This window comes from Shinella yambaruensis (genome assembly GCF_050859155.1).
In the GTDB taxonomy this organism is placed as follows: Bacteria; Pseudomonadota; Alphaproteobacteria; order Rhizobiales; family Rhizobiaceae; genus Shinella; species Shinella yambaruensis.
Genome location: NZ_CP150638.1, coordinates 2075839 through 2097990, shown reverse-complemented (window position 1 = coordinate 2097990; position 22152 = coordinate 2075839). Strand labels below are relative to the sequence as shown.

Annotated in this window: 16 protein-coding genes; 9 read left to right on the top strand and 7 right to left on the bottom strand. The window is 67.4% G+C overall.

Annotation, left to right across the window (positions count from 1 at the left end; genetic code table 11):
• Nucleotides 1–72: 72 nt before the first annotated feature.
• Nucleotides 73–780, bottom strand: coding sequence for a glutathione S-transferase family protein (locus WMC41_RS10395; RefSeq protein ID WP_432348023.1), 708 nt, complete (start codon nt 778–780; stop codon nt 73–75).
• Between the two features lie 110 nt (nt 781–890).
• Here WMC41_RS10395 and WMC41_RS10390 point away from each other — a divergent pair, with 110 nt between their 5' ends.
• Nucleotides 891–1253, top strand: a complete 363-nt coding sequence (locus WMC41_RS10390) for a winged helix-turn-helix transcriptional regulator (protein ID WP_432348021.1) — start codon at nt 891–893, stop codon at nt 1251–1253.
• A 113-nt stretch (nt 1254–1366) separates the two neighbouring features.
• Here the strand turns inward: WMC41_RS10390 and WMC41_RS10385 are convergent, their stop codons facing one another.
• Nucleotides 1367–3679: an NADP-dependent malic enzyme gene (locus WMC41_RS10385; protein ID WP_432348019.1), complete on the bottom strand. Its 2313-nt coding sequence runs from the start codon at nt 3677–3679 to the stop codon at nt 1367–1369.
• Between the two features lie 235 nt (nt 3680–3914).
• On the opposite strand from WMC41_RS10385, the gene WMC41_RS10380 reads away from it, so the two are divergent.
• Nucleotides 3915–4751 carry a UDP-2,3-diacylglucosamine diphosphatase gene (locus WMC41_RS10380; protein ID WP_432348017.1) on the top strand — a complete coding sequence of 279 codons (837 nt, stop codon included), beginning with the start codon at nt 3915–3917 and terminating at the stop codon, nt 4749–4751.
• 107 nt (nt 4752–4858) lie between these two features.
• On the top strand, nt 4859–6076 hold the full coding sequence (locus WMC41_RS10375) for an MFS transporter (RefSeq protein ID WP_244769654.1): 1218 nt from the start codon (nt 4859–4861) through the stop codon (nt 6074–6076).
• Here WMC41_RS10375 and dgcA read toward each other — a convergent pair.
• Nucleotides 6046–7029 (bottom strand): N-acetyl-D-Glu racemase DgcA, encoded by a 984-nt coding sequence (dgcA, locus tag WMC41_RS10370; protein ID WP_432348015.1) that lies wholly within the window; start codon nt 7027–7029, stop codon nt 6046–6048. The genes WMC41_RS10375 and dgcA overlap by 31 nt on opposite strands.
• Nucleotides 7030–7127: 98 nt before the next feature.
• Here dgcA and WMC41_RS10365 point away from each other — a divergent pair, with 98 nt between their 5' ends.
• The 4 genes from WMC41_RS10365 to WMC41_RS10350 all read left to right on the top strand — a co-directional run bounded on the left by WMC41_RS10365 (nt 7128) and on the right by WMC41_RS10350 (nt 11289).
• Complete coding sequence (locus WMC41_RS10365) at nt 7128–8312, top strand: ABC transporter permease (protein WP_272805627.1); 1185 nt, start codon at nt 7128–7130, stop codon at nt 8310–8312.
• An 8-nt stretch (nt 8313–8320) separates the two neighbouring features.
• Nucleotides 8321–9106 carry an ABC transporter ATP-binding protein gene (locus WMC41_RS10360; protein WP_244769657.1) on the top strand — a complete coding sequence of 262 codons (786 nt, stop codon included), beginning with the start codon at nt 8321–8323 and terminating at the stop codon, nt 9104–9106.
• Nucleotides 9107–9166: 60 nt separating this feature from the next.
• The gene (locus WMC41_RS10355) at nt 9167–10537 is read left to right on the top strand and encodes an MlaD family protein (RefSeq protein ID WP_244769658.1); all 1371 of its coding nucleotides are present in this window, start codon (nt 9167–9169) and stop codon (nt 10535–10537) included.
• A 134-nt stretch (nt 10538–10671) separates the two neighbouring features.
• Nucleotides 10672–11289: an ABC-type transport auxiliary lipoprotein family protein gene (locus tag WMC41_RS10350; RefSeq protein WP_244769659.1), complete on the top strand. Its 618-nt coding sequence runs from the start codon at nt 10672–10674 to the stop codon at nt 11287–11289.
• A 229-nt stretch (nt 11290–11518) separates the two neighbouring features.
• Here the strand turns inward: WMC41_RS10350 and WMC41_RS10345 are convergent, their stop codons facing one another.
• The 3 genes from WMC41_RS10345 to WMC41_RS10335 form a co-directional block, all read right to left on the bottom strand.
• Nucleotides 11519–12490, bottom strand: coding sequence for a Tim44 domain-containing protein (locus tag WMC41_RS10345; RefSeq protein ID WP_432348012.1), 972 nt, complete (start codon nt 12488–12490; stop codon nt 11519–11521).
• Between the two features lie 204 nt (nt 12491–12694).
• Nucleotides 12695–19411 carry a kinesin gene (locus WMC41_RS10340; protein WP_432348011.1) on the bottom strand — a complete coding sequence of 2239 codons (6717 nt, stop codon included), beginning with the start codon at nt 19409–19411 and terminating at the stop codon, nt 12695–12697.
• 133 nt (nt 19412–19544) lie between these two features.
• Nucleotides 19545–19886 (bottom strand): hypothetical protein, encoded by a 342-nt coding sequence (locus WMC41_RS10335; RefSeq protein WP_432348009.1) that lies wholly within the window; start codon nt 19884–19886, stop codon nt 19545–19547.
• Nucleotides 19887–19940: 54 nt separating this feature from the next.
• On the opposite strand from WMC41_RS10335, the gene WMC41_RS10330 reads away from it, so the two are divergent.
• Nucleotides 19941–20309 (top strand): Hpt domain-containing protein, encoded by a 369-nt coding sequence (locus tag WMC41_RS10330; RefSeq protein ID WP_272805624.1) that lies wholly within the window; start codon nt 19941–19943, stop codon nt 20307–20309.
• Between the two features lie 324 nt (nt 20310–20633).
• A complete protein-coding gene (locus tag WMC41_RS10325) occupies nt 20634–20954 on the top strand; it encodes a 2Fe-2S iron-sulfur cluster-binding protein (protein WP_023512203.1) in 321 nt (106 codons plus the stop codon).
• A 437-nt stretch (nt 20955–21391) separates the two neighbouring features.
• On the opposite strand, the gene WMC41_RS10320 is transcribed toward WMC41_RS10325, so the two are convergent.
• Complete coding sequence (locus WMC41_RS10320; RefSeq protein ID WP_432348006.1) at nt 21392–22003, bottom strand: DUF922 domain-containing Zn-dependent protease; 612 nt, start codon at nt 22001–22003, stop codon at nt 21392–21394.
• Nucleotides 22004–22152: the final 149 nt, after the last annotated feature.

Below are 22152 nucleotides of genomic sequence, written 5' to 3'. Positions count from 1 at the left end.
GCCCGAGGATGACGAAGGCGTGCGGGGGGAAGGCCTTGCAGTCCTCAACCCGGTCTTGATGTCGCGTTCCGCCTAGCTCCGGCCGAAACGCGCGATGACATCGGCAAGCGACACATGGCCCTTGAAGGCGCCCGAGCCGGCCGGTGTCTCGCCGCTTTCCACCGCGGTGGCGAACGCGACGGCGGGGTCGGCCTCCAGCCGGCCGCGGATGGCCGCGATGCGGGGCCAGCGGCTTGCCGGGGCGACCGCGTGGTAATCGAGCCAGCGGGCGACGCCGATGAGCACGCCGTCCGCAAGCGTCGGGCGGTCGCCGGCAAGGTAGGGCGTGTGGCCGAGCATCGCCTCCAGCTTGTCGTGCCGCTCGATGACGCCCTCGCGGCCCCAGCGGCGGAGCGACTCCTCCAGCACCGGGTCCGGCGTCTCCAGTTCGAGCGCCGCCCAGAGCGGGCTGAAGGCACCGGTGAAGCCGGTGTTGAGATAGGCCATCAGCTGGACCATGCGGTCGGCCTCCGGCGTTGCGGGATCGAAGCTGACGCGCCGTTCGGTGTCGCGCGCGGCGATCCAGTGGGCGATGGCCATGGTCTCGGTGATCACCCGGCCGTCATCGGTGACGAGGGCGGGCGTTTCGTGCCGGGCGTTGAGACGGGCATAGGCGGGGTCGCGCATTTCGCCCAGCATGTCGACGCGGCAGAGGCGGTAGGGCTTTCCCAGCCATTCCAGCGCGGCGACGAGGCCCATGGAGCTTCCGGCGGGGAAGCCGTAGACGAGGATCGGTTCCAATGTTCTTCTCCGTGATTTCTGTTGACCACGCTGCGCAGCGACACTGGACCTAAGCCTTGCCTGCCCCCATGTAAATTACGCACATTTTTGTCACCATGCCGGAGCCCGCCATGAAGGATCTCGTTTCCCGCTGCCCGATCGAGGAGGTCATGCAGGTCTTGAGCGGCCGCTGGCCGACCCTGCTGATCTACTACCTGAAGGACGGCACGAAGCGCTTCAGCGACCTCAGGCGCGACAACCCGACCGTCTCGCACCGCATCCTGACGCTCGAACTGCGCAAGCTGGAAAAGGCCGGGATCGTGCGGCGGACGGTGTTCGACGGCTATCCGCTGCGGGTCGAATACGACCTCACGCCATCCGGCCTGACGCTGCTGCCGCTGGTCGACGCGCTCGGCGACTGGTGGGAGGCGCGGGATGCCGGGCGCCCGGCGCCGCAAATGAAGACGGCCGCCGAGGCGGCGACCGTTTCGTAAGGCTGGAGCATTTCCGCTTCTCTTCGAATCGCGAAAACGCTCTATCTGTTTGTTTTTACGCAATTCCGGACGCAAAACCGCTACGCACTTCTGCTGGAATTGCTCTAGATCGGTCAGGCCGGGTTGGAGGCTTCCACCACGGCAAGCGCGGCCATGTTCACCACGCCGCGCGAGGTGACCGACGGCGAGAGGATATGGGCGGGCATGGCGGCGCCGAGCAGGATCGGGCCGACATGCAGGCTGTCCGTCATGGTCTTGACCACGCCGAGCGTGATGTTGGCGGCGTCGAGATTGGGGAAGACCAGGAGGTTGGCTTCGCCGGACAGCGTCGAATTCGGCATGACGCGCTGGCGCAGGGCCTCGGAGATCGCGGCGTCTCCGTGCATTTCGCCGTCCGCCTCGAGCGTCGGGTCCATCTCGTGCACCATCTCCATGGCGCGGCGCATCTTGAAGGCGCTGTCGGAATCGCGCGAGCCGAAGTTCGAATGGGAGACGAGGGCGGCGCGCGGCGTGATGCCGAAGCGGCGGATCTCCTGCGCGGCCATCACCGTCATCTGCGCCACTTCCTCGGCCGTCGGGTCGAAGGTGACATAGGTGTCGGTGAAGAAGGTGGCGCCGCGCTGCGAGATCAGCAGACTGAGCCCGGAGAAGTCGAGCACGCCCTCCTTCTTGCCGATGATCTGGCTGACGTCGCGCAGGTGCTTGGCATAACGCCCCTCGACGCCGCAGATCAGCGCATCGGCCTCGCCACGCTTGAGTGCCAGCGCGCCGATGACCGTCTGGTTGGTGCGCACGATGGTGCGCGCGGCTTCCGGGATGACGCCGCGGCGGCCGACGATGCGGAAATAGTCGTCGACATAGTCGCGGTAGCGCGGATCGTCCTCGGGGTTCACGACCTCGAAGTCGGTCTGCGGGCGGATGCGCAGGCCGTAGCGCTTGAGACGCGTCTCGATGATCTGCGGGCGGCCGATGAGGATCGGCTTGGCGATGTCCTCCTCCAGCAGTACCTGGGCGGCACGCAGCACGCGCTCGTCCTCGCCTTCGGCGAAGATCACGCGCTTGCGGGCAGCGTTCTTCGCGGCGGCGAAGATCGGCTTCATGATGAAGCCCGAACGCCAGACGAAGCGGTTGAGCTGGTCGAGATAGGCGTCGAAATCGGTGATCGGGCGCATCGCCACGCCGGTTTCGGCCGCCGCGCGCGCGACGGCCGGCGCGATGCGCAGGATGAGGCGCTGGTCGAAGGGCGAGGGGATGAGGTAGTTCGGGCCGAAGCTCGGCGTATCGCCGGAATAGGCGCGGGCGGCGACGTCGGACACTTCCTCGCGGGCGAGGGAGGCGATGGCGCGCACGGCGGCCATCTTCATCTCCTCGTTGATCGTGCGCGCGCCGCAATCGAGCGCGCCGCGGAAGATGTAGGGGAAGCAGAGGACGTTGTTGACCTGGTTGGGGAAGTCCGAGCGGCCGGTGCAGATCATCGCGTCCGGGCGAGCGGCGCGCGCCTCCTCGGGCATGATCTCCGGCGTCGGGTTGGCGAGCGCCATGATCAGCGGCTTCTCCGCCATGCGGGCGAGCAGCTCCGGCTTCAAAACGCCGGCGGCCGACAGGCCGAGGAAGACGTCCGCACCGTCGATGGTCTCGGAGAGCTGGCGCTTGTCGGTCTCCTGCGCATAGACGCTCTTCCACTGGTCCATCAGGGCCTCGCGGCCCTTGTAGACGAGGCCCTCGATGTCGTGCACCCAGATTTTCTCGACCTTCGCGCCGAGCGAGACGAGCTGGTTGAGACAGGCAAGCGCGGCCGCGCCCGCGCCCGAGGCGACGATCTTGGCGTCGGAAAGCGCCTTGCCGGCGAGCTCCAGGCCGTTGAGGACCGCGGCGGCGACGATGATCGCCGTGCCGTGCTGGTCGTCGTGGAAGACGGGGATGTCCATCTTCTCGCGCAGCTGGCGCTCCACCTCGAAACATTCCGGCGCCTTGATGTCTTCCAGGTTGATGCCGCCGAAGGTCGGCTCCAGCGCGGAGACGACGTTGACCATCTCGTCGACTGTCGGGGCGTCGATCTCGATGTCGAAGACGTCGATGCCGGCGAACTTCTTGAAGAGCACCGCCTTGCCCTCCATCACGGGCTTGGAGGCGAGCGGGCCGATATTGCCGAGGCCGAGCACGGCCGTGCCGTTGGAGACGACGGCGACGAGGTTGGCGCGCGCCGTGTAGTCGGCGGCCGTGTTGGCGTCGTCGCGGATGGCGAGGCAGGGCGCGGCGACGCCGGGCGAATAGGCGAGCGCCAGGTCGCGCTGGTTGCCGAGCGGCTTGGTCGGGTTGATCTCGAGCTTGCCGGGGCGGGGGTGACGGTGGAAGAAGAGGGCCTGCTGGTCGATGTCGCCGCTTGCCGGACCGTCCTGCGTCCGCGATTTGTCACCCGTGCTCATGATGCTCCTTGCCATATGCTGTTTTCGTTGCGGCCCTTCTTTGCACGAAACCGCCGCGACGTGAGGTTTTCCGAGTCTTCCATAAAGCCGCAATCAGCGGCCTGTGCAATGCCTATTTGCCATCGAAAAAGGCATAGGTGTGTCATCAATCTGAAACAGGAGTCTGGTTTTCAACGGGGTGAAAGCCGCCCCTTACGACGACCACCGCGGCGGCCGGCCACCCGGAGACAGACGCATGACCGCGACCCTCGCCGACCCGAATGTCCGCCATTTCCGCACGCTGTTCATCTCGGACGTGCATCTGGGATCGAAGGCGGCCAAGGCGGACTTCCTGATCGACTTCCTGCGGCATCACGAAGCCGAGACGATCGTGCTCGTCGGCGACATCGTCGACGGCTGGCGCCTGAAGCGCAACTGGTACTGGCCGCAGGCCTTCAACGACGTCACGCAGAAGCTCCTGCGCAAGGCGCGCAAGGGCACGCGCATCATCTACATTCCCGGCAACCACGACGAGTTCCTGCGCGATTTCCCGGGCACCCATTTCGGCGGCGTGGAAGTGGCTGACCGCATCATCCACGAGGCTGCCGACGGCAAGCGCTACCTCGTGCTGCATGGCGACGAGTTCGACGTCGTCGTGCGCCACGCCCGCGTGGTCGCCTATCTCGGCGACTGGGCCTATGACGCGGCAATCGCCATCAACGTCGTCTTCGCCGCCATCCGCCGCCGCCTCGGCCTGCCGTACTGGTCCTTCTCCTCCTGGGCCAAGCAGCAGGTGAAGACGGCGGTGAACTTCATCGGCGAGTTCCAGAAGGTGGTGGTCGAGGAGGCGCGGCGCCACGATGCCGACGGCGTGATCTGCGGCCACATCCACCACGCCGTCATCACCGAGATCGACGGCATCCGCTACATCAACAGCGGCGACTGGGTGGAGAGCTGCACGGCGATCGCCGAGCATCACGACGGCGAGATGGAGCTGATCACCTGGCAGATGCTCGCATCGAGCCCTGCCGAGGTGGTTCCGGTCTCACGCCGGATGCTGGCGATCGAAGCCCGGGAGCCGGAGGCGGCGTAAGCCGGCTTTCACCTGTTCGGCCTTCCGGCCCGCGGGTAGAAATAGCGCATTGGCGTACGTACGTCGGCATGCTAGAGCCGGGGCGTTCCAACGCAGGTTCCCCGCCAATGAATGCCCCTTCCGGGTTTACCGTGACCGCCGGCGCGCCGCCGTTCTTCGCCGCGCGCATCGCTCTCGTCTTCTGCGCGCCGATGATGGTCAACGGCATTGCGCTGCCGTTCTTCCCGGTCTGGCTGGAAACGCTGTCGATGAGCGATTTCCAGATCGGCATCGTCCTTGCCGTGCCGATGTTCGTGCGCGTCTTCACCGCGCCGGTGGCCGGCATCATCGCGGACCGGATCGGCGAGCGTTCGATCGTGCTGCTCTGGTCGGCGCTGCTGTCGCTTTCGACGGCGCTCGCGCTCTTTGCGACCGGGTCCTTCTGGCCGGTGCTGCTGCTCTACACGCTGCAGGGCGCGGTCTATTCGCCCTATGTGCCTATCACCGAGGCGATCATGCTCTCGGGCGTACGGCGCTGGAATTTCGATTACGGCAAGATGCGCCTGTGGGGCTCGCTCGCCTTCATCGTCGCGACGATGATCGGCGGCTGGCTTGCCGGGCTCTACGGGGGTGCCATGGTGCTGCCGGCGATGGCGGTGGCCTTCGTGCTGACGGTGCTCGGCGCGGTGATCGCCCCCAGGATCGGCAAGCCGCGCCGCCCGTCGCCGATCGCCGCGATCGCCACCATGCCGACGAAGAGCACGCTGCGGCAGGCGGATGTGCAGCTCATGCTGATCGGCGTCTCGCTCGTCAATGCGAGCCACGCCATGCTGTTCGCCTTCTCGGCGATCTACTGGCAGAAGATGGGGTTCAGCGGCGTGGACGTCGGCATCCTGTGGAGCGCCGGCGTGCTTGCCGAGGTGGTCTTCTTCCTCTTCGCCGTCCAGTTGCGGCGGCGCTTCAATCTCTGGTCCATGATGACGGTCGGCTGTGCCGTGGCGGTCGGCCGCTGGATCCTCTTCCCGATGGAAATGTCCTTTTCCGGCTATTTCGCGCTGCAATGTCTGCACGCCTTCACCTATGCGCTCATCCACATGAGCGCGCAGAGCCGGCTCGTGGAGCGCGTGGCGGAGGAGCAGGAAGCGGCGGCGCAGGGGCTCTATTTCTTCTATACCGGCGTCTTCACGGCGCTCGCCACCTTCGTTTCGGGCTATGCCTTCAGCTGGTACGGCGTTCACGGCTTCTACCTGATGTCGTTCGTCGCCGCGGCCGGCCTCGTCTCGGTGGTCGCCGGCCGCATCGTCGCGCCGCGCGCTCAGCCCCAGAGCGCGGCATCCGGCGGATAGACGGTCGAGCCCTCGTAGGTGAGACCCGGCTCCCGGTCGCGGGCGAGCAGCAGCGGGCCGTCGAGATCGACGAAATCGGCGCCCTGCGCCAGCAGAACGGCCGGTGCCATGCCGAGCGACGTGCCGACCATGCAGCCCACCATGATCTTCAGCCCGTTCTCCTTCGCCGCCTCGCGCAGCGCCAGCGCCTCCGTCAGTCCGCCGGCCTTGTCGAGCTTGATGTTGATGGCGTCGTAGCGGTCGGCTAGCGCCCGGACGTCCTGCGCCTGGTGCACGCTCTCGTCGGCACAGACCGGGACGGGGCGGGCCGCGCCCCGCAGCGCCGAATCGTTGCCCGCCGGAAGCGGCTGCTCGACGAGGGCGATGCGCGCCTCGGCGCAGATGGCGAAGTGACGGGCGAGGTTTTCCGGGATCCAGCCCTCGTTGGCATCGAGGATGATGGCGCTTTCCGGCGCGCCGGCGCGCACCGCGCGGATGCGGGCGGCGTCGTCTGCCGTGCCGACCTTGACCTTGAGCAGCGGGCGGCCGGCCTCCTGCGCCGCCTGCCGCTGCATCGCCTCGGGCTCGCCGAGGGAGAGCGTGTAGGCGGTGACGAGCTCCCGCGGCGGCGCGGCGTTGATCACCTGTGAGGTCGGCACGCCGGAAAGCTTCGCTTCGAGATCCCACAGCGCGCAGTCGATGGCGTTGCGCGCCGCGCCCGCGGGCATGATCCGCGCCAGTTCCTCGCGGCCCATGCCGTCCTCCACCGCGCCGCGCATGTCCTCGATGGCGGCAAGCACGCCGGCGACCGATTCGCCGTAGCGCGCATAGGGAACGCACTCGCCGCGCCCGGAAAGGCCGGAACCGCCGATCGTGCAGGTCACCACCTCCGCCGTCGTCTTGGCGCCGCGGGAAATGGTGAAAGTGCCGGCAATCGGGAAGCTTTCGGTGGTGGCGAGCAATGTGCGGCGCATGGGAGTGATCCTGGCAGGCTTGAAAAAATCGAGGCGGGAAGGCCGCTTTTGCGGGTTCGTTCGGTGACAGACGGGCGGCGAGCCGGTAAGACAGGCGCATGTTGGCCCAAGCACGGGAAGATGCAAGAGACTTGACCGGCGCCCGTTCCCCCCTCGACATCGCGATCGAAACGCTGCCCGGCAAGGACGGGGAGGTCTGGCGCCTTTCCGGCGAATGGGTGAACACGACCGCGGTTGCCGCGAGCAAGCGGCTTGCGGATATCGGCCGCGGGCAGGGCGGCGCGCTGGAAATCGACCTCGGCGGCGTCACGGCCATGGATACGGCCGGCGCCTGGCTGCTGCGCCGGGCCATCACCGAGCGGCAGGGCGAGGGCGGCGCGGTGAGTTTCACCGACCGCGAGGGGACGCACTATGCCGACCTGATTTCGGCATTGCCGGAAAAGCTTGCCGAGCCGCGCGACGAGAGCGGCGGGAAAGGCACGCTGTTCGAGCGCGTCTTCGAGCCGATCGGCCGCAACGTGATGGAGATCTGGGACGATGCGGTCGCCGCCATGTTCATCCTCGGCTCGGCGGTGCGCGGCGCCCAGCTGAAGCTCGGACGGCGCAGCGGCGTGTCGCCCTCGGCGATCGTGCACCATATCGACCATATGGGCGTGCGCGCCGTGCCGATCATCCTCCTGATGTCCTTCCTCATCGGCGCGATCATCGCCCAGCAGGGCGCCTTCCAGCTGCGCTATTTCGGCGCGGAAGTCTTCGTCGTCGATCTCGTCGGCATTCTCCAGCTGCGCGAGGTCGGCGTGCTGCTCACCGCCATCATGATCGCCGGCCGCTCGGGCAGCGCGATCACGGCCGAGATCGGCTCGATGAAGATGCGCGAGGAGATCGACGCGCTGAAGGTCATGGGCCTCAGCCCGGTCGGCGTCCTCGTCTTCCCGCGGCTCGTGGCGCTGACCGTCGCGCTGCCGCTCCTGACCATCATCGCCAACTTCGCGGCCCTCGGCGGCGCGGCCTTCGTCGCCTGGTCCTATTCCGGCATCACCTTCGACACGTTCCTGTCGCGCCTTCGCGAGGCGATCGACCTGTCGACCGTGGTGTCCGGCATGATCAAGGCGCCGTTCATGGCGCTGATCATCGGCATCGTCGCCTCGGTCGAGGGGCTGAAGGTGGGCGGCAGCGCCGAATCGCTCGGCCGCCACGTCACCGCCGCCGTGGTGAAGTCCATCTTCGTCGTCATCCTCGTCGACGGCCTCTTCGCCATGTTCTACGCCGCGATCGATTTCTGAGGACATCCATGGAGCAGGTTTCGGCAAAGACGGACGATGTGATGCTCTCGGTCAAGGACCTGACCGTCGGCTTCGGCAGCAACATCGTGCTCGACAAGCTCAATCTCGACATCTACCGCGGCGAGATCCTCGGCTTCGTCGGCGCCTCCGGCACCGGCAAGTCGGTGCTGATGCGCACGGTGCTGCGCCTGCTGCGCCGCCGCTCCGGTACGATCCGCATCTTCGGCCTGGATTTCGACAAGGCGAGCGAGGAAGAGCGCCTGGCGCTCGACATGAAGCTCGGCGTGCTCTTCCAGCATGGCGCGCTCTTTTCCTCGCTGACGGTCAAGGAGAACATCCAGGTGCCGATGCGCGAATATCTCGACCTGCCGCAGGCGATGATGGACGAGCTGGCGCGGCTGAAGATCGAGCTGGTGGGCCTTGCCCCGGAGGCGGCGAACAAATATCCCTCCGAGCTTTCGGGCGGCATGATCAAGCGCGCGGCGCTGGCCCGCGCGCTGGCGCTCGATCCGGCCCTCGTCTTCCTCGACGAGCCGACCTCGGGCCTCGACCCGATCGGCGCGGCGGAATTCGACGAGCTGATCGCCAAACTGCGCGACACCCTCGGATTGACCGTGTATATGGTGACTCACGACCTCGACAGCCTGTTTTCGGTTTGCGATCGCATCGCCGTCCTCGGGCAGAAGAAGGTCATGGTCGAAGGCACGATCGAGGACATGCTGGCCTTTGACGATCCCTGGGTGCAGTCCTATTTCCGGGGCAAGCGCGCGCGAGCGATCGTGCGGAAAACGTAAGGACGTGTCCGGGGCCGGCAGGCTCCGGCGGATGGAACTGCGAGCAGGATAGCCCGAAGCATGGAAACCAAAGCCAACTACGCCCTCGTCGGTTTCTTCACCGTCCTCGTCATGGCCGCCGCCTTCGCCTTTGTCTACTGGATGTCGCAGTATGGCCGCGGCGGCGAGATGGCGCAGCTGGCCATCCGCATCCCGGGCTCGGCGAACGGCCTCAGCATCGGTTCGCCCGTGCGCTTCAACGGCATTCCGGTCGGCTCCGTGCGCAGCCTTGCCATCGATGCCGACGACCCGCGCTTCTCCGTCGCCATGACGGAGGTCTCGACCAGCGCGCCGGTCAAGCAGTCGACGACCGCGGTCCTGGAGGTCCAGGGCCTGACGGGCGCGGCCTATATCGAGCTTTCCGGCGGCAGCGCGGGCGATCCGAACATCCTGCGCCAGGCCGTCGACAGCGAGGTTCCGGCCGTGCTGCAGGCGGAGCAGTCGAGCGTGACGAACATCCTGTCCACCGCCGACAAGATCCTGAAGCGGGCCGACGCGGCGATCACCGACATCCAGGGCTTCGTCGCCGATGCGCGCGGGCCGCTGACGACGACGATCCAGAACGCCGAGCAGTTCTCCGGCGCGCTCGCCCGCAACGGCGAGAAGGTGGACGAGTTCCTGCAAAGCGTCGGTGGCCTTTCGGAGACCTTCCGCAACCTTTCCGGCCGGCTCGATTCGACGCTCGCCTCGGTCGACGAGCTGATCAAGGCGGTCGACCCGAAGAAGGTCGAGGATTTCGTCGGCAATGTCGACAAGATCAGCAAGGACATCGCGGATGCGTCCGGCGACATCAAGGCCACCGTCGACGGCTTCCGCAAGACGGCCGAAACCTTCGATGCCTTCGGCAGGCAGGCGACGGTGACGCTCGACAAGGTCGACAGCCTCATCGCCGCGGTCGATACGCAGAAGGTCGGCGGCGCGATCGACAACATTTCGGTCGCGACCGCCGATGCCCGCAAGGCCATCGCCTCCGTCACCGGCGTTGCCGACCGCATCGGCGCGCGCGAGGAGGACATCGACCAGATCATCACCGACGTGCAGCAGATGAGCAACAAGCTGAACGCGGCCGCCACGCGCGTCGACGGCGTGCTCGCCAAGCTCGACGGTTTCCTGGGCGAGGGGGATTCCGAATCGCTCTTCGCCGAGGCCAAGGCGACGCTGCAGTCGATCAAGCAGGCCGCCGATACGCTGAACGGCCGGATCGGCCCGATTGCCGACGGGCTGCAGCGATTCTCCGGCTCGGGCCTGCGTGACGTCGAGGCGCTGGTGCTCGACACGCGCCGCACGATCCAGAATCTCGACAGCGCGATCTCCGGTTTCGAGCGCAATCCGCAGCGCCTCCTCTTCGGCGGCGAGACGGTCAAGCAGTATGACGGCCGCAACCGGCGCTGAACCGGCCGGAAAGTGTGGCCCTATCCCCACAACTGCCAACCGCTGGCGGTCCAAGGCAAATTTGTCCGTCCGCGCAGCCGTGACAGCCTGTCGTGCCGCTGCTACACAGGCAGTTACAAGGGTTTGAGGACGACATGACGGGTTCGGGTAAGGGTTTGTTGCGGAACGGGACTGCGGCGCGCGCCGCGCTCGTCGCCGTTCTGGCGGCAATGCTCGCCGCCTGTGGCAGCACGCAGGCCAAGAACGATACGTTCGCGCTCACCTCCGTCGCCACCGCCGACGGCCCTTCGGCCAGGAGCCGGCAGATCCTCGTGCCACCACCCTCGGCGCTGAAGGCGCTCGACGGCGAGCAGATCGTCATCCGCCCGTCCGCCTCGGAAATCCAGTATCTTGCCGGCGCGCAGTGGAGCGACAGCCTGAGCAAGATGGTGCAGGCCAAGCTCGTGCAGGCCTTCGAGAACACCGGCCGCCTCGGCGGCGTCGGCATGCCGGGGCAGGGCCTTGCGATCGACTACCAGATCGTCACCGACATCCGCGCCTTCGAGGTGCAGACGGCGGGCGCCGATGCGGCGGTGGTGGAGATTTCGGCAAAGCTGCTCAATGACCGCAACGGCACGGTGCGGGCGCAGAAGGTGTTTCGCGCGACGGTTCCGGTCGGCGGAACCGGCAACCCGGCCTTCGTGAAGGCGCTCGACGCGGCCTTTGCCGCGGTCACGGCCGATATCGTCGGCTGGACGCTGGCGTCGATCTGATTTTCTTGATGCATTTCTGTCGGTGATGCGGGGGTGCGAAAGCCCTCATCCCGCTGCCGCGACCTTCTCCCCGCAAGCGGGGAGAAGGAGCAAGACGGTCGACCTTCGCCACGAAGGAATGTCGTTTCTTGCTCGCGGAAGTCGGTGCCACACCCCCTTCGCCCCGCTTGCGGGGAGAAGGTGCCGGCAGGCGGATGAGGGGCTTTACAATGCAAAACCCCTCAGTCGATCAAGCGTCGTGAACGCCCTGGATGGCCGAGACCTTCCAGTCGCCGCCGTTGCGGCGCACGAAGGTCCAGATCTCGACGGCTTCCGTCAGGTTGTCCGGATCGCCGGAAACGAGCGCGCCGGTCGCGCGGTCGCGCATCACGTCGATGCTCTCGTAGCGCATGGCGACGGTGGCGTATTCCTCGGCGCCTTCGCGCCAGGCCTCGGCAATGTCGCCCTGCACGAGGTGGATGTCGCGCACCTCGTTCTTCAGGCCCTGGGTGGCGTTGTCGCCGAGTTCCTCGGCGAGGTAGGACATCGCCTCCGGCGTGGTGATCTGGCGCAGCGTGCGGAAATCCTCCGCCGCGTAGGCCGCCTGCAGCTCCTTCAGCATGCTTTCGAACTGCTCGAGGTCGGCCTGCTTGATGCCGATCTCGTCGCTGCCCTTCGGCTGCGGCGCGGTCTGGCGGCTGCCGCCGCCGATGCTTGGAATCTTGAAGTCCGGGCCGCCGCTCGGCGCGGCGTTACGGGCATGGGCGGCGCCGGCATAGGCGGGCGCGTTCTTCTGCGCGAACATGCGGCGCAGGAACAGGAAGACGCCGGCGATCAGCAGCACCTGCAGGATCAGGCCGAGGAAGCCGATGCCGCCGCCGAGGCCTTGGCCGAGCAGCATGCCGACGAGGCCGCCGAGCATCAGCCCGCCGAGCAGCGTGCCGCCGAAGCCGCCGAAGAGGCCGGGGCGCGGATTGGTGGCCGTGGCGTTGCGGCCGGCGGAGGGCTGGGCCGACTGCTGGCGCGTCATGGTGCGGTCGATCGGCTGGGCATCCGTCGGTGCGGTGCGCGTCGTCGAGGGCGTCGAGAAGGTGCGGCTGCCGCGGCTGCCGAACCCACCGCCGGCGCGGCGCGCCTCGGCCACGTCCACCACCGTCATCATTACCATCACCGCGACCGCAAGCGTCGCCAGGATGCGTCCAAAGCCTTGTATAAAGATCATTTCCGTCTCTCTTCCCATGCGCCTTGTGGCGCGTCGGACCGGATATAGCGGCTGGAGGCCCGGATTTTAAGGTTCGGCGGCCGGAAATCGGCAGCCTGGGACGGTTTGCGCCATCAAAGGTGCGTTATCGGCGCGGCCGGGCATAGCCCCCAACGCGAAACGGCCGCCTTGCGGGCGGCCGTTTGTCCGTGCTGTCGGGTCCGCTCAGCTGAAGCGGCCTGCCGCATGGGCCAGCATGGTGTAGACCTTGCCGGTGTCCGAGGTGAGGTAGGTCTGCGTCATCACCTTGTCGCGGTCGTTGCGGGCCACATCGGCGAGCAGCTTCTCGAAGTCCGAGATGTAGCGGTCGACCGCGGTGCGGAATTCCGGCTCGCGCTCGTACTTGCGCTTGATCTCGTCGAAGGTCTGCTGGCCCTTCAGCGTGTAGAGGCGGCGCGTGAAGACGTCGCGCTCGCCGCGCTGGTAGCGGCGCCACAGGTCGACCGAGGCGTCGTGATCGATGGCGCGGGCGATATCGACCGAAAGCGAGTTCAGCGATTCGACGACATGGCGCGGGTTGCGGTTGTCCGGGCGGGCGGCCTGGCCATCGGTGCGCGGCTGGCCGAACTGGGCTTCCTCGCGCGAGACGGCGCCGCGCAGGAGGTCGCGCATCCAGCCGCCTTCGCCGGCGGTCTTGGCCTCGGTCTCCGCGGGCAGGGGCTGCGGCACGGTGGCCGCGGCGGCACGCTCGAGGCCGAGGCTGCCGCGCAGCTGGACCGGCTCCTCGCGGCGGGGCTCGACGCGGGTTTCCTGCACCGGCTGCTGCTGCTGGACGACCTTGGCCTGGACCACCGCCGGGCGGGAGACTTCCAGCGCGGAGGAGGACTTGCCGATGATGTCGGACAGGTCCTGCAGGGCCTTGATCTGCTCGCTGACGGCGCGGCGCATCTGGGCGGCGTTTTCCTTGGCTTCTTCCGGAAGGTCGAAGGCGCCGCGCTTCAGCTCGCCGCGGGTCTGGTCGAGCTCCTTGCGGATATCGGCGGCGGCGCGGCGGATTTCCTCGGTCGCGCCGGAGAACTTGCCGACGGCCTCCTCGACGGCCTCGCGCAGCGTCTCGCGCATGACGGTCGTGGCGGCTTCGGACTTCTTGCCGCTCTCGGCGAGCAGGCGATCGACATCGGAGAGCGAGGCGCCGACGCTGCCGCGCAGGCGGTTCGCCACTTCCTTGGTCCGCTCCTCGGCGCGGGCGAAGGAGCCCTCGACCGACTGGCCCGCTTCCTCGCCGGCCTTCATCAGCTGCTCGCGCAGCGAATTGGCGGCGGCCTCGGCGCGCTTCTCGGTATCGCTCAGGATGCGGCCGACTTCGGCGAACGAGCTCTGGATGCCGCCGCGCAGGTTGCCGGCGATGAGGTTGGAACGTTCCTCGGCGCGGCTGAAGGCGCCCTCGACCATGCCTTCGAGCGACTGCATGGTCTTCTCGATCTCTTCCGAGCGCTGCACGAGGCCGACAGAGAGCGAACGCAACGCATCCTGGCGTTCTTCCAGCGTCGAGACGAGGTTGGACTGGGCGGCGGCGAGCAGGTCGGAGGCCTGCGACAGGATCTTCGAATGATCCTCGAAGCGCCCGACGATGCTGCCGATCTGCGACAGCGTGCCGGCGGAGATGTCGGACAGGCGATCAACCTTGCCCTCGAGCAGGCGCGACGTGGTGGACACCATGTCGGACGCGCGCTCGGCGGAGGTGGAGAAGCGCTCGGCCGTGCTCGTCAGGCGGCCGTCGATGGCGCCGAGCGTCTGGCTCGCCGCGTCGACGATGCCGGCGATCGCGCCGTTGCTTTCCGAAAGGCGGGCGATCAGGCTTTCGACATTGGCCGCAAGGCCGCTTTCGATCTCGCGCATCGTGCCGGCGGCTTCTTCCGTGCGGCTGGTGATGGCGGCGAGCGTGTCGGCCGTGCGGGCGGAGATCGCGTTGATGAGCGCGGCGTTCTCGTTGCGCAGGCGTTCGGCGCTTTCGCGGGCAACGCCGCTGATGCGCTCGGCCGCGTCGCGGGCGACCCCGCCGATGCCCTCGGCAGCCTCCCGGCCGACGGCGGCATAGCTGTCGATGACGGGGCGGGCCTCCTCGTCGATCAGGCGGGCGAGCTCCTCGGTGCGGCTTGCCAGCATGGAGTTGAGCTCGCGGGTGCGCTCGTCGAGCGTCGAGCGGATGGAGGCGCCGCGCGCTTCCAGCGCCTTCTCGACGTCGCCGAGGCCGGCGCGCAGCGACTGGGCCTGGTCGGCGAGGCGGCTTTCCGTCTCGGCGAAGCGGGCGACGGCGGTCGAGGTGGTTTCCTCGACGGCGCGGGCGAAGGCTTCGTTGCGGGCCGACAGGTTGCCGGCGAACTCCTCGCCCGTACGGGCGATGTTTTCGGCGGCGCGCTGGGCTTCCGCGCCCATTTCCTGGGCCGCGCGGGAAACCGCGCCGCGCAGCGAGGAGCTGAGGCTGGCGAATTCCTCGCCGGTCTTGGCGAGCGACTGGGCCGAGCGGATCGCTTCGGCATCCATGTCCTGGGCGGCTTGCGAAACGGCATCGCGCAGCGTCGCGGCAAGGCCGGCGGCCTTGCCGTCGATCGTGCGGTTGACGTTGTCGAGACCGATGGTCAGCGCCCGGTCCATCGTGCCGAGACGTTCCTCGATGCGGCCGGTCTTCTCGTCGATCGTGCCGGCAATGCGCTCGGCGGCCTCGCCGGTGACGCGTTCGATGTCGCCGGTGCGGGCCGTGAGCGTGCTGTCGATGCGTTCGGCCGCTTCCCCGGCGATGCGGGCGATCTCGCCGGCGCGGTTCGCCAGTGTGCCGTCGATGCGCTCGGCCGCCTCGCCGACGGCGCGGCTGATCTCGTCGGCGCGGTTGACGAGGGCGCCGTCGATGCGTTCGGCGGCGTTGCTGACGGTCGTCTCGATCTGGCTTGCCCGGTTGAGGAGCGTGCCTTCGAGGCGTTCGGCGGCTTCGCCGACGGTGCGGCTGATTTCGTCGACCCGGCCGACGAGGGCGCCGTCGATGCGTTCGGCGGCGTTGCCGACCGTCAGCTCGATCTGCGTCGCGCGGGCCAGCAGCGTGTCGTCGATGCGATCGGCGACCTGGCCCACGACGCGGTTGATCTCGTCGACGCGGCCCACGAGGACACCATCGATGCGTTCGGCGGCATTGCCGACCGTCATCTCGATCTGGGTGGCGCGGGCGATCAGCGTGTCGTCGATGCGGTCCGCCGCTTCCCCGGCAACGCGGGCGATCTGGTCGGCGCGGCTTGCCAGCGCGCCGTCGATGCGCTCGGCGGCTTCGCCGGTGACGCGCTCGATATCGCCGATGCGGCCGGAGAGGGCGCCGTCGATGCGCTCGGCAGCGCTGGCGCTGAGGCGCTCGATGTCGCCGACGCGGCCGGAAAGTGCGGCGGCGATGCGCGCCGTCGTCTCGTCGCCGATGCGCTCGACCTCTGCCATCGGCCGGGAGAGGGCGTCGGAGACGCGCAGCGAGACGTCGCCGCCGATGCGGTCGAGGTCGGTGAGGCGTTCCGACAGCGTGTCGGAAATACGCGAGGCGGCGGTGTCGACGAGGCCGGAGACGTGATCGACGCTGTGCTCGATGCGGGCTTCCAGCTTGCCGAGATTCTCCTCGAGGCGGCTGCCTGTCGTGTCGAACCGGTTGGCGACGTTGTCGACCGTCTGTTCCATGCGGTTGCCGAAGGTGTCGGCCGCGTGAACGATCTTCGCGGAGGTTTCGACAAGGCGTTCGGCAACGGCGCCGACGCTTTCACGCACGCGCTGGTCGAGCAGGGCGCCGCTGCCGTCGATGGTGCGGCGCAGGGCCTCCTCGTGCTGTTCCATCGACAGTTCCAGCATGCCGGCGCTGGTGGCGATCGAGGTGCCGATCGTGGTCACCTGGTCGTTCAGCGTCTCGGCGAGCTGGTTGCGGCCCTCGCTGATGGCAAGGTTGATCGCGTCGATGCGGTCGTCGAGCGTCGCGCGGATCTCGTCATGGGTGGAGGCGAGCGAACCGGCGAGCGTCGAGGCGCGGCCCGAGAGCTGTTCCATCGACAGTTCCAGCATGCCGGCACTCGTGGCGATCGAGGTGCCGACGGAGGCGACCTGGTCGTTCAGCGTCTCGGCGAGCTGGTTGCGCCCCTCGCTGAAGGCGAGGTTGATCGCGCCGATGCGGTCGTCGAGCGTCGCGCGGATCTCGTCGTGGGTGGAGACGAGCGAACCGGCGAGCGTCGAGGCGCGGTCCGAGAGCTGCTCCATCGACAGTTCCAGCATGCCGGCGCTGGTGGCGATCGAGGTGCCGATGGTGGCGACCTGGTCGTTCAGCGTTTCGGCGAGCTGGCTGCGGCCCTCGCTGATGGCGAGGTTGATCGCGTCGATGCGGTCGTCGAGCGTCGCGCGGATCTGCTCATGGGTGGAGACGAGGGAGCCGGCCAGTTCCGACGCGCGGCCGGAGAGCTGTTCGGCGATGTTGGCGGCGCGGCCGGAGAAGGCCTCGGCGAACTCGGCCGCCTGGCCGTGCAGGACGCCCGTGAGCTGCTGGTTGCCCTCGGACAGGACCGTCTCGACGCGGTCTGCCGCCGCATCGATCGCGGACTGCATGGCGCCGGCGCTGTTGGACAGAACCGATGCGAGATTGGCCGTACGGCCGGTGATGGCGTCGTCGATCTGGCGGGCGGCGCCCGTCAGGGCGTTTTCGACCCGGCTGGCGGCCGCGCCGACGGACTGTTCGAGCTGGCTGCCGGTCTCGTTCAGCATGGAGGAGAGGGCGGCGGTGCGCTCGGAAAGCGCGCCGTCGATGCGGTTGTGGCTGGCGGCGATCGTCGAGGAGATCTCGTCGGCGCGGGCACCGAGCGCGTCTTCCATGCGGGCCTGGGCGGCCTCGATGCCGCTGGCAATCGCGGTGCTGCGGGAATCCAGCGCCTCCGTCAGGCGGCGCTCGCTGCCCGAAATGCTCTCCACCAGCGCGCTGGCGCGGGCGCCGAGCGCCTCTTCCATGCGGGCCTGGGCGGCCTCGATGTCGGTGGCGATCGCCGAGCCGCGGGAATCCAGCGCCTCCGTCAGGCGGCGTTCGCTGCCCGAAATGCTTTCCGCCAGCGCATCCGCGCGGCTGCCGAAGCCGCTCTCGATGCGGTTCTGCACCTCGGCGAGACCGCCGAGCAGGGCCGCGGACTTTTCCGACAGGACCGCGCCCATGCGCTCATGCGCACCGCTGACGGCGCTGGAGATGGCGTCGGCATGGCCGGAAACGGCGTTTTCGATGACTTCCTGGCTGGTGGCGAGCGTGGTCGCGAGCGCGAAGGACTGGTCGGTGAGCGTGCTGCCGAGGCGCTCGATGCTGGAGGTGAGGATGCCGTCCATCGCCTCGCGGCCGCTGGCGACCGTCTCGTTGATGCGCGCGAGGCTTTCCATCAGCTTGCTGTCGAGCGAGCCGGCGCGCTGGTCGAAGGCCTGGGCGAACTCTTCCACGCGCTGGTCGAAGGCGCCGGAGACCCGGCCGACGGTCGCCTGCATGCGCTCGTCGAAGAAGCCGGTGCGCAGGTCGAGGTCCATGACCGTGTCGTCGGCGGCGTTCTTGAGGCTCTGGCGGAACTGCGCGCCCTTCTCGTCGAGCGCGGCGTTCATCGCCTGGAGAACGTCGTCGAGGCCGCCGGTGACGGCCTGCTGGCCGATCGACAGGCTTTCGCTGATCTCGCGGGTGCGGGCGATCAGCGTCTCGTTGAGCTGCTTGGCGCGCTCGTTCAGCGCGGCGTTCAGCTTCTCGGTGTTCGTGTCGAGCGAGGTGGCGCGGGTCTCGAACTGCTGCAGGAGGTCGCGACCGCGGGAATCGAGGGTCTTGGTGAGCTGGTCGAGGCGGCTGTCGAACTCGTTGGCGAGCGCGAGGCCGGACGAGCTGAGCGTCGACAGCAGGCTGTCGGTACGCGCCGACAGCATGGCGCCGATCGTCTGCGTCGCGCTGTCGGATTTTTCCATCAGCATGGCGGCGCGGGTGTCGAGCATCGAGGCGAAGGCTTCGCCCGAGGTGGCGAGGCGCTGGGTGAGGTTGTCGCCGGCGCTTGCCAGCTCGTCCTTCAGCTGCTCGTGCGCGCCGGAGATGGAAGAGCGGATGCGCTCGGCGTGGCTGACGATGGCCTCGCGTTCGGCGCCGAGTTCCTGGACGAGGGTGCGCACGCGCATTTCGTTGTCGGAATAGCTGCGCTCTAGCGCGTTGACTTCCGAATGCACGAGGGTTTCGAGCTCGGTGGCGCGGGCGATGGTGCGCTCGATGCCTTCGTTCATCGCGGAGACTTCGCGGCGCACCGCCTGGCCGACGGCCATGATGCGGTCGCTGGCGACGGTTTCCGGCTCGGAGAGGCGGAGCGCGACCTCCGCCATGGAACGGGCGGCGCTGCGCAGTTCCTGGGCGCGGGAAATCATGATCGCGAAGGCGAAGAACAGCATGATCGGCATGACGATGGCGACGACCATGCCGATGGCGCCGGGCAGCGCCACGAGGTCGGCGACCGAGCGGATCTGCCAGATCTCGGGCGCATAGAGAAGGTTGGCGACGCCGAGACCGCCGATGACCCAGAGCACGGACATCAGGATGGCCATGCGGATCGAGGCGCGGCCCGAGCGCACGTCCAGCGATTTCAGGATCGCGGCCGGCGTCTTGCGGGAGCCGTCGTTGGCGGGCGTGAAGGCAGGCGTCTTCGGCGCCTGCTCGGGACCGTGGCCCCGTGCGGTCTCGCCGGAAGCAGGGCGATTGGCAGGTTTTTCCTGCGTCTTGTTGGGAACGCTGTTAGCTGGTTCGGGCACATGGGCTTCCGAAGCGTCCTTCTTCGAGGGCGTCTCCGGCGCTAGATCGTCAAAGTCGATTTTCAATGCTTCTTCAAGGGCCTGGAAGGCCTTGTCGTCGATCGACTCGGTGGACTTGTTCGTCGCCATGCGGTTACGCCTCGTTACCATATCCGGGATCGGGCTTCATGCGCGCTGCCGCTGCTCAGGCGCATTCGAACCGGTCCGGTTGGTGGCCGGTCTTGCTGCATACCCTCATGGCAAGCAGCGTCCGGACCGCCGTTCATTCCAAATTCGCTCGATAGACCGAAAAGGCGAAGCGGTGTATCTCCGCCCACGGCTTATCCACCGGGACTATCCGGTCGTATCGTAGTGACACATTAGCCTGTATCACACAATTCATTGCCATCTCCCTTCGCCCGAAACTTAACAGGAAGTTAATATCGGGCGATTCTGTATCGCGATGGAAACCTTGCGAAAAAGGCAATTTTTCAGCCGTTAACCATAGTTTGCGATTCATGCCCATTTTGCGCCGTCTTTTAATCGGATAGCCGCGCCGGCCGCGCAGAATGGCTGTCCCATGTCCCTGTATGGAGCGGCGAATACACCCGTCCCGCATCGACATCTGCGTGCACCACAAGGAAACAAGCGTAAACCGCGTCTATAAGGATATTGGCAAATGGCAGCGCTCAACATCGCATTCGAGGCGCCCGACAATGCAGGCGGCATGTCCCATTCCGGGGAAAAGCCGATCGATCTGGTACATCTGGCCCGCCAGACCATGGGCGACAAGGGGCTGGAGCTGGAAGTGCTGCAGATGTTCGCACGGCAGGCCCGCGCGAGCATGAAGGAACTGGCGGCCTCGGAAGGCGCGGCGCGGAGCGCGGTCGCCCACCGTCTCAAGGGCTCCGCCCAGTCCGTCGGCGCCACCGCCGTCAGCAAGACGGCCGCGGCGCTCGAGGACAATCCGGCCGATGCCATCGCGCTGGCTGGCGTCGCCGCCGCCGTGGTCGAGGCGGAAAACTTCATCCTGAAACTCTGCCGCTGATCGCCGCAGGTCCTGCCGCCTGCCTGAAGCGCATCGCGATCCGACAGATCCGCTCCCTGCGCTTCAGGCCCTTGCTTCACCGCCCGTCGCTGCCGCAAAACCACCGCGCCCGTTGCGCGACGGGCTTTAGCGCTGCGGGAAAAGCCGGCGTCGCACCCGGACCATCCGGAACCTGCCGGGCGCGCGATGTTGACTGGGGAGGGGTTTTGTTGGAAACGTCCGCGGAAAACCGGCGGGCCGACCACCTTTCCGCCGGCCGTTCATTCGTCCGCCCGGGCAGCGCCATCGCCCGCCCCGGGCAGTCTTGAGGATCCGGAAGCCATCATGAGCAAACTCACCATCGTCGCCTTCGACGGCACGCGCCACGAACTGGATGTCGCCAACGGCTCCACGGTCATGGAAAATGCCGTGCGCAACTCCGTGCCCGGCATCGAGGCCGAGTGCGGCGGCGCCTGTGCCTGTGCGACCTGTCATGTCTATGTCGACGACGCCTGGAGCGCGACCGTCGGCCCGCCGGAAGCGATGGAAGAGGACATGCTGGACTTCGCCTACGAGGTGCGCCCGACCTCGCGGCTCTCCTGTCAGATCAAGATGTCGGATGCGCTCGACGGGCTCGTGGTCCACGTTCCCGAACGCCAGGCCTGACACCTCTTCCTTCAGACTGATTGAGGCAGCGGCCGAATCCGACCCGGGTTCGGCCGGCATTTTGTGTCTCTTCTTCGCGCATGAAGAAAAGATCGCGGGTTTCTGGGGGCTCGCAAGAATAGAAGGGCAAAAAAAGAGCCTCGCCGGTCGGTCAGGACGAGCGAGGCCAGGAGGGCGCATCGCAGGCAGGAGAGGGAGGAGACACCTGCTGCTTTGGTAAGGACGCGCCAGGAGAACCTGTTACAAACCGCTTCATGCAACTTCGGGAAGGAAAATCGTCTTCCCGTTCACTGTTGGTATAAAAATACGGCGATTTGCGGAATTGCGCTATCGCTAAAACTAACCAGTCATTTCATGCATGGAAAAGCGCCCGGGCCTTGGCCCGGTCCCGTTCCACTGAAGCTCTTCCAGGAAATACCTGCCTGCAGCGCGCGCCTTTACTCGGCGCGGTTCTTCAGCCGGTGCACCAGGAGGCGCATCATCCGGTCGTTGAAGTTCTTCGATTCGATGCGGTCGAAGCGCGCCTGGTCGGCATCGTGCTTGGAGACGGCATCGGCCGTCGCCCGGTCGACGCGGGCCTGCATGCGCTCGCAATCGGCTTCGGGCCGCAGGGTCTTCAGCGTGCGTTCCAGGTTGCGGGCGTGGGTGCGGGCGATTTCGGCGTGGCGCTCCTCATGGCGCTTGATGTCGCTCGAAAGCGTATCCCAGATGAGCGCGAGCGACGGGGTGGCGCGCTTGCGGTTCTTCCAGCGCGGCAGGATGATCTCGGTGGAGAGGGTCACCCGCGCCTCGCCGACGGCGCAGCGGCTGCCGCGGCGCACATAGGTCACCGAGCCGCCCCATTTGATCCGGGTGGCGCCGGGGTGGCGCGAGCCGCTGCGCTTCATCACCGGTCCGCGTTTCGACAGCTCCTCGTCGAGCTCGGCCGCCGTGCGCCCGCCGACGGAAAAATAGGCGAAGGATTTCGAGGTGATGGTCTCGGCGCGGGCCGGCGGGACGGCAAGGCAGGCGAGGGCGGCAAAGGCCATCAGGCGGGCGATGGTCGTCATTCAGTCAGCATTCCTTTCGCCACCGGATCGTCCGATGCACAGGCCGGCTGAAGGGGCCGGTTGAACTTCCCCCAAGCTTGGGGCATAGGCACGGCGAGCGCAACACCCTTTCCGGGATGCCGCCCGATACCCTTAACTTCAAACCCGTT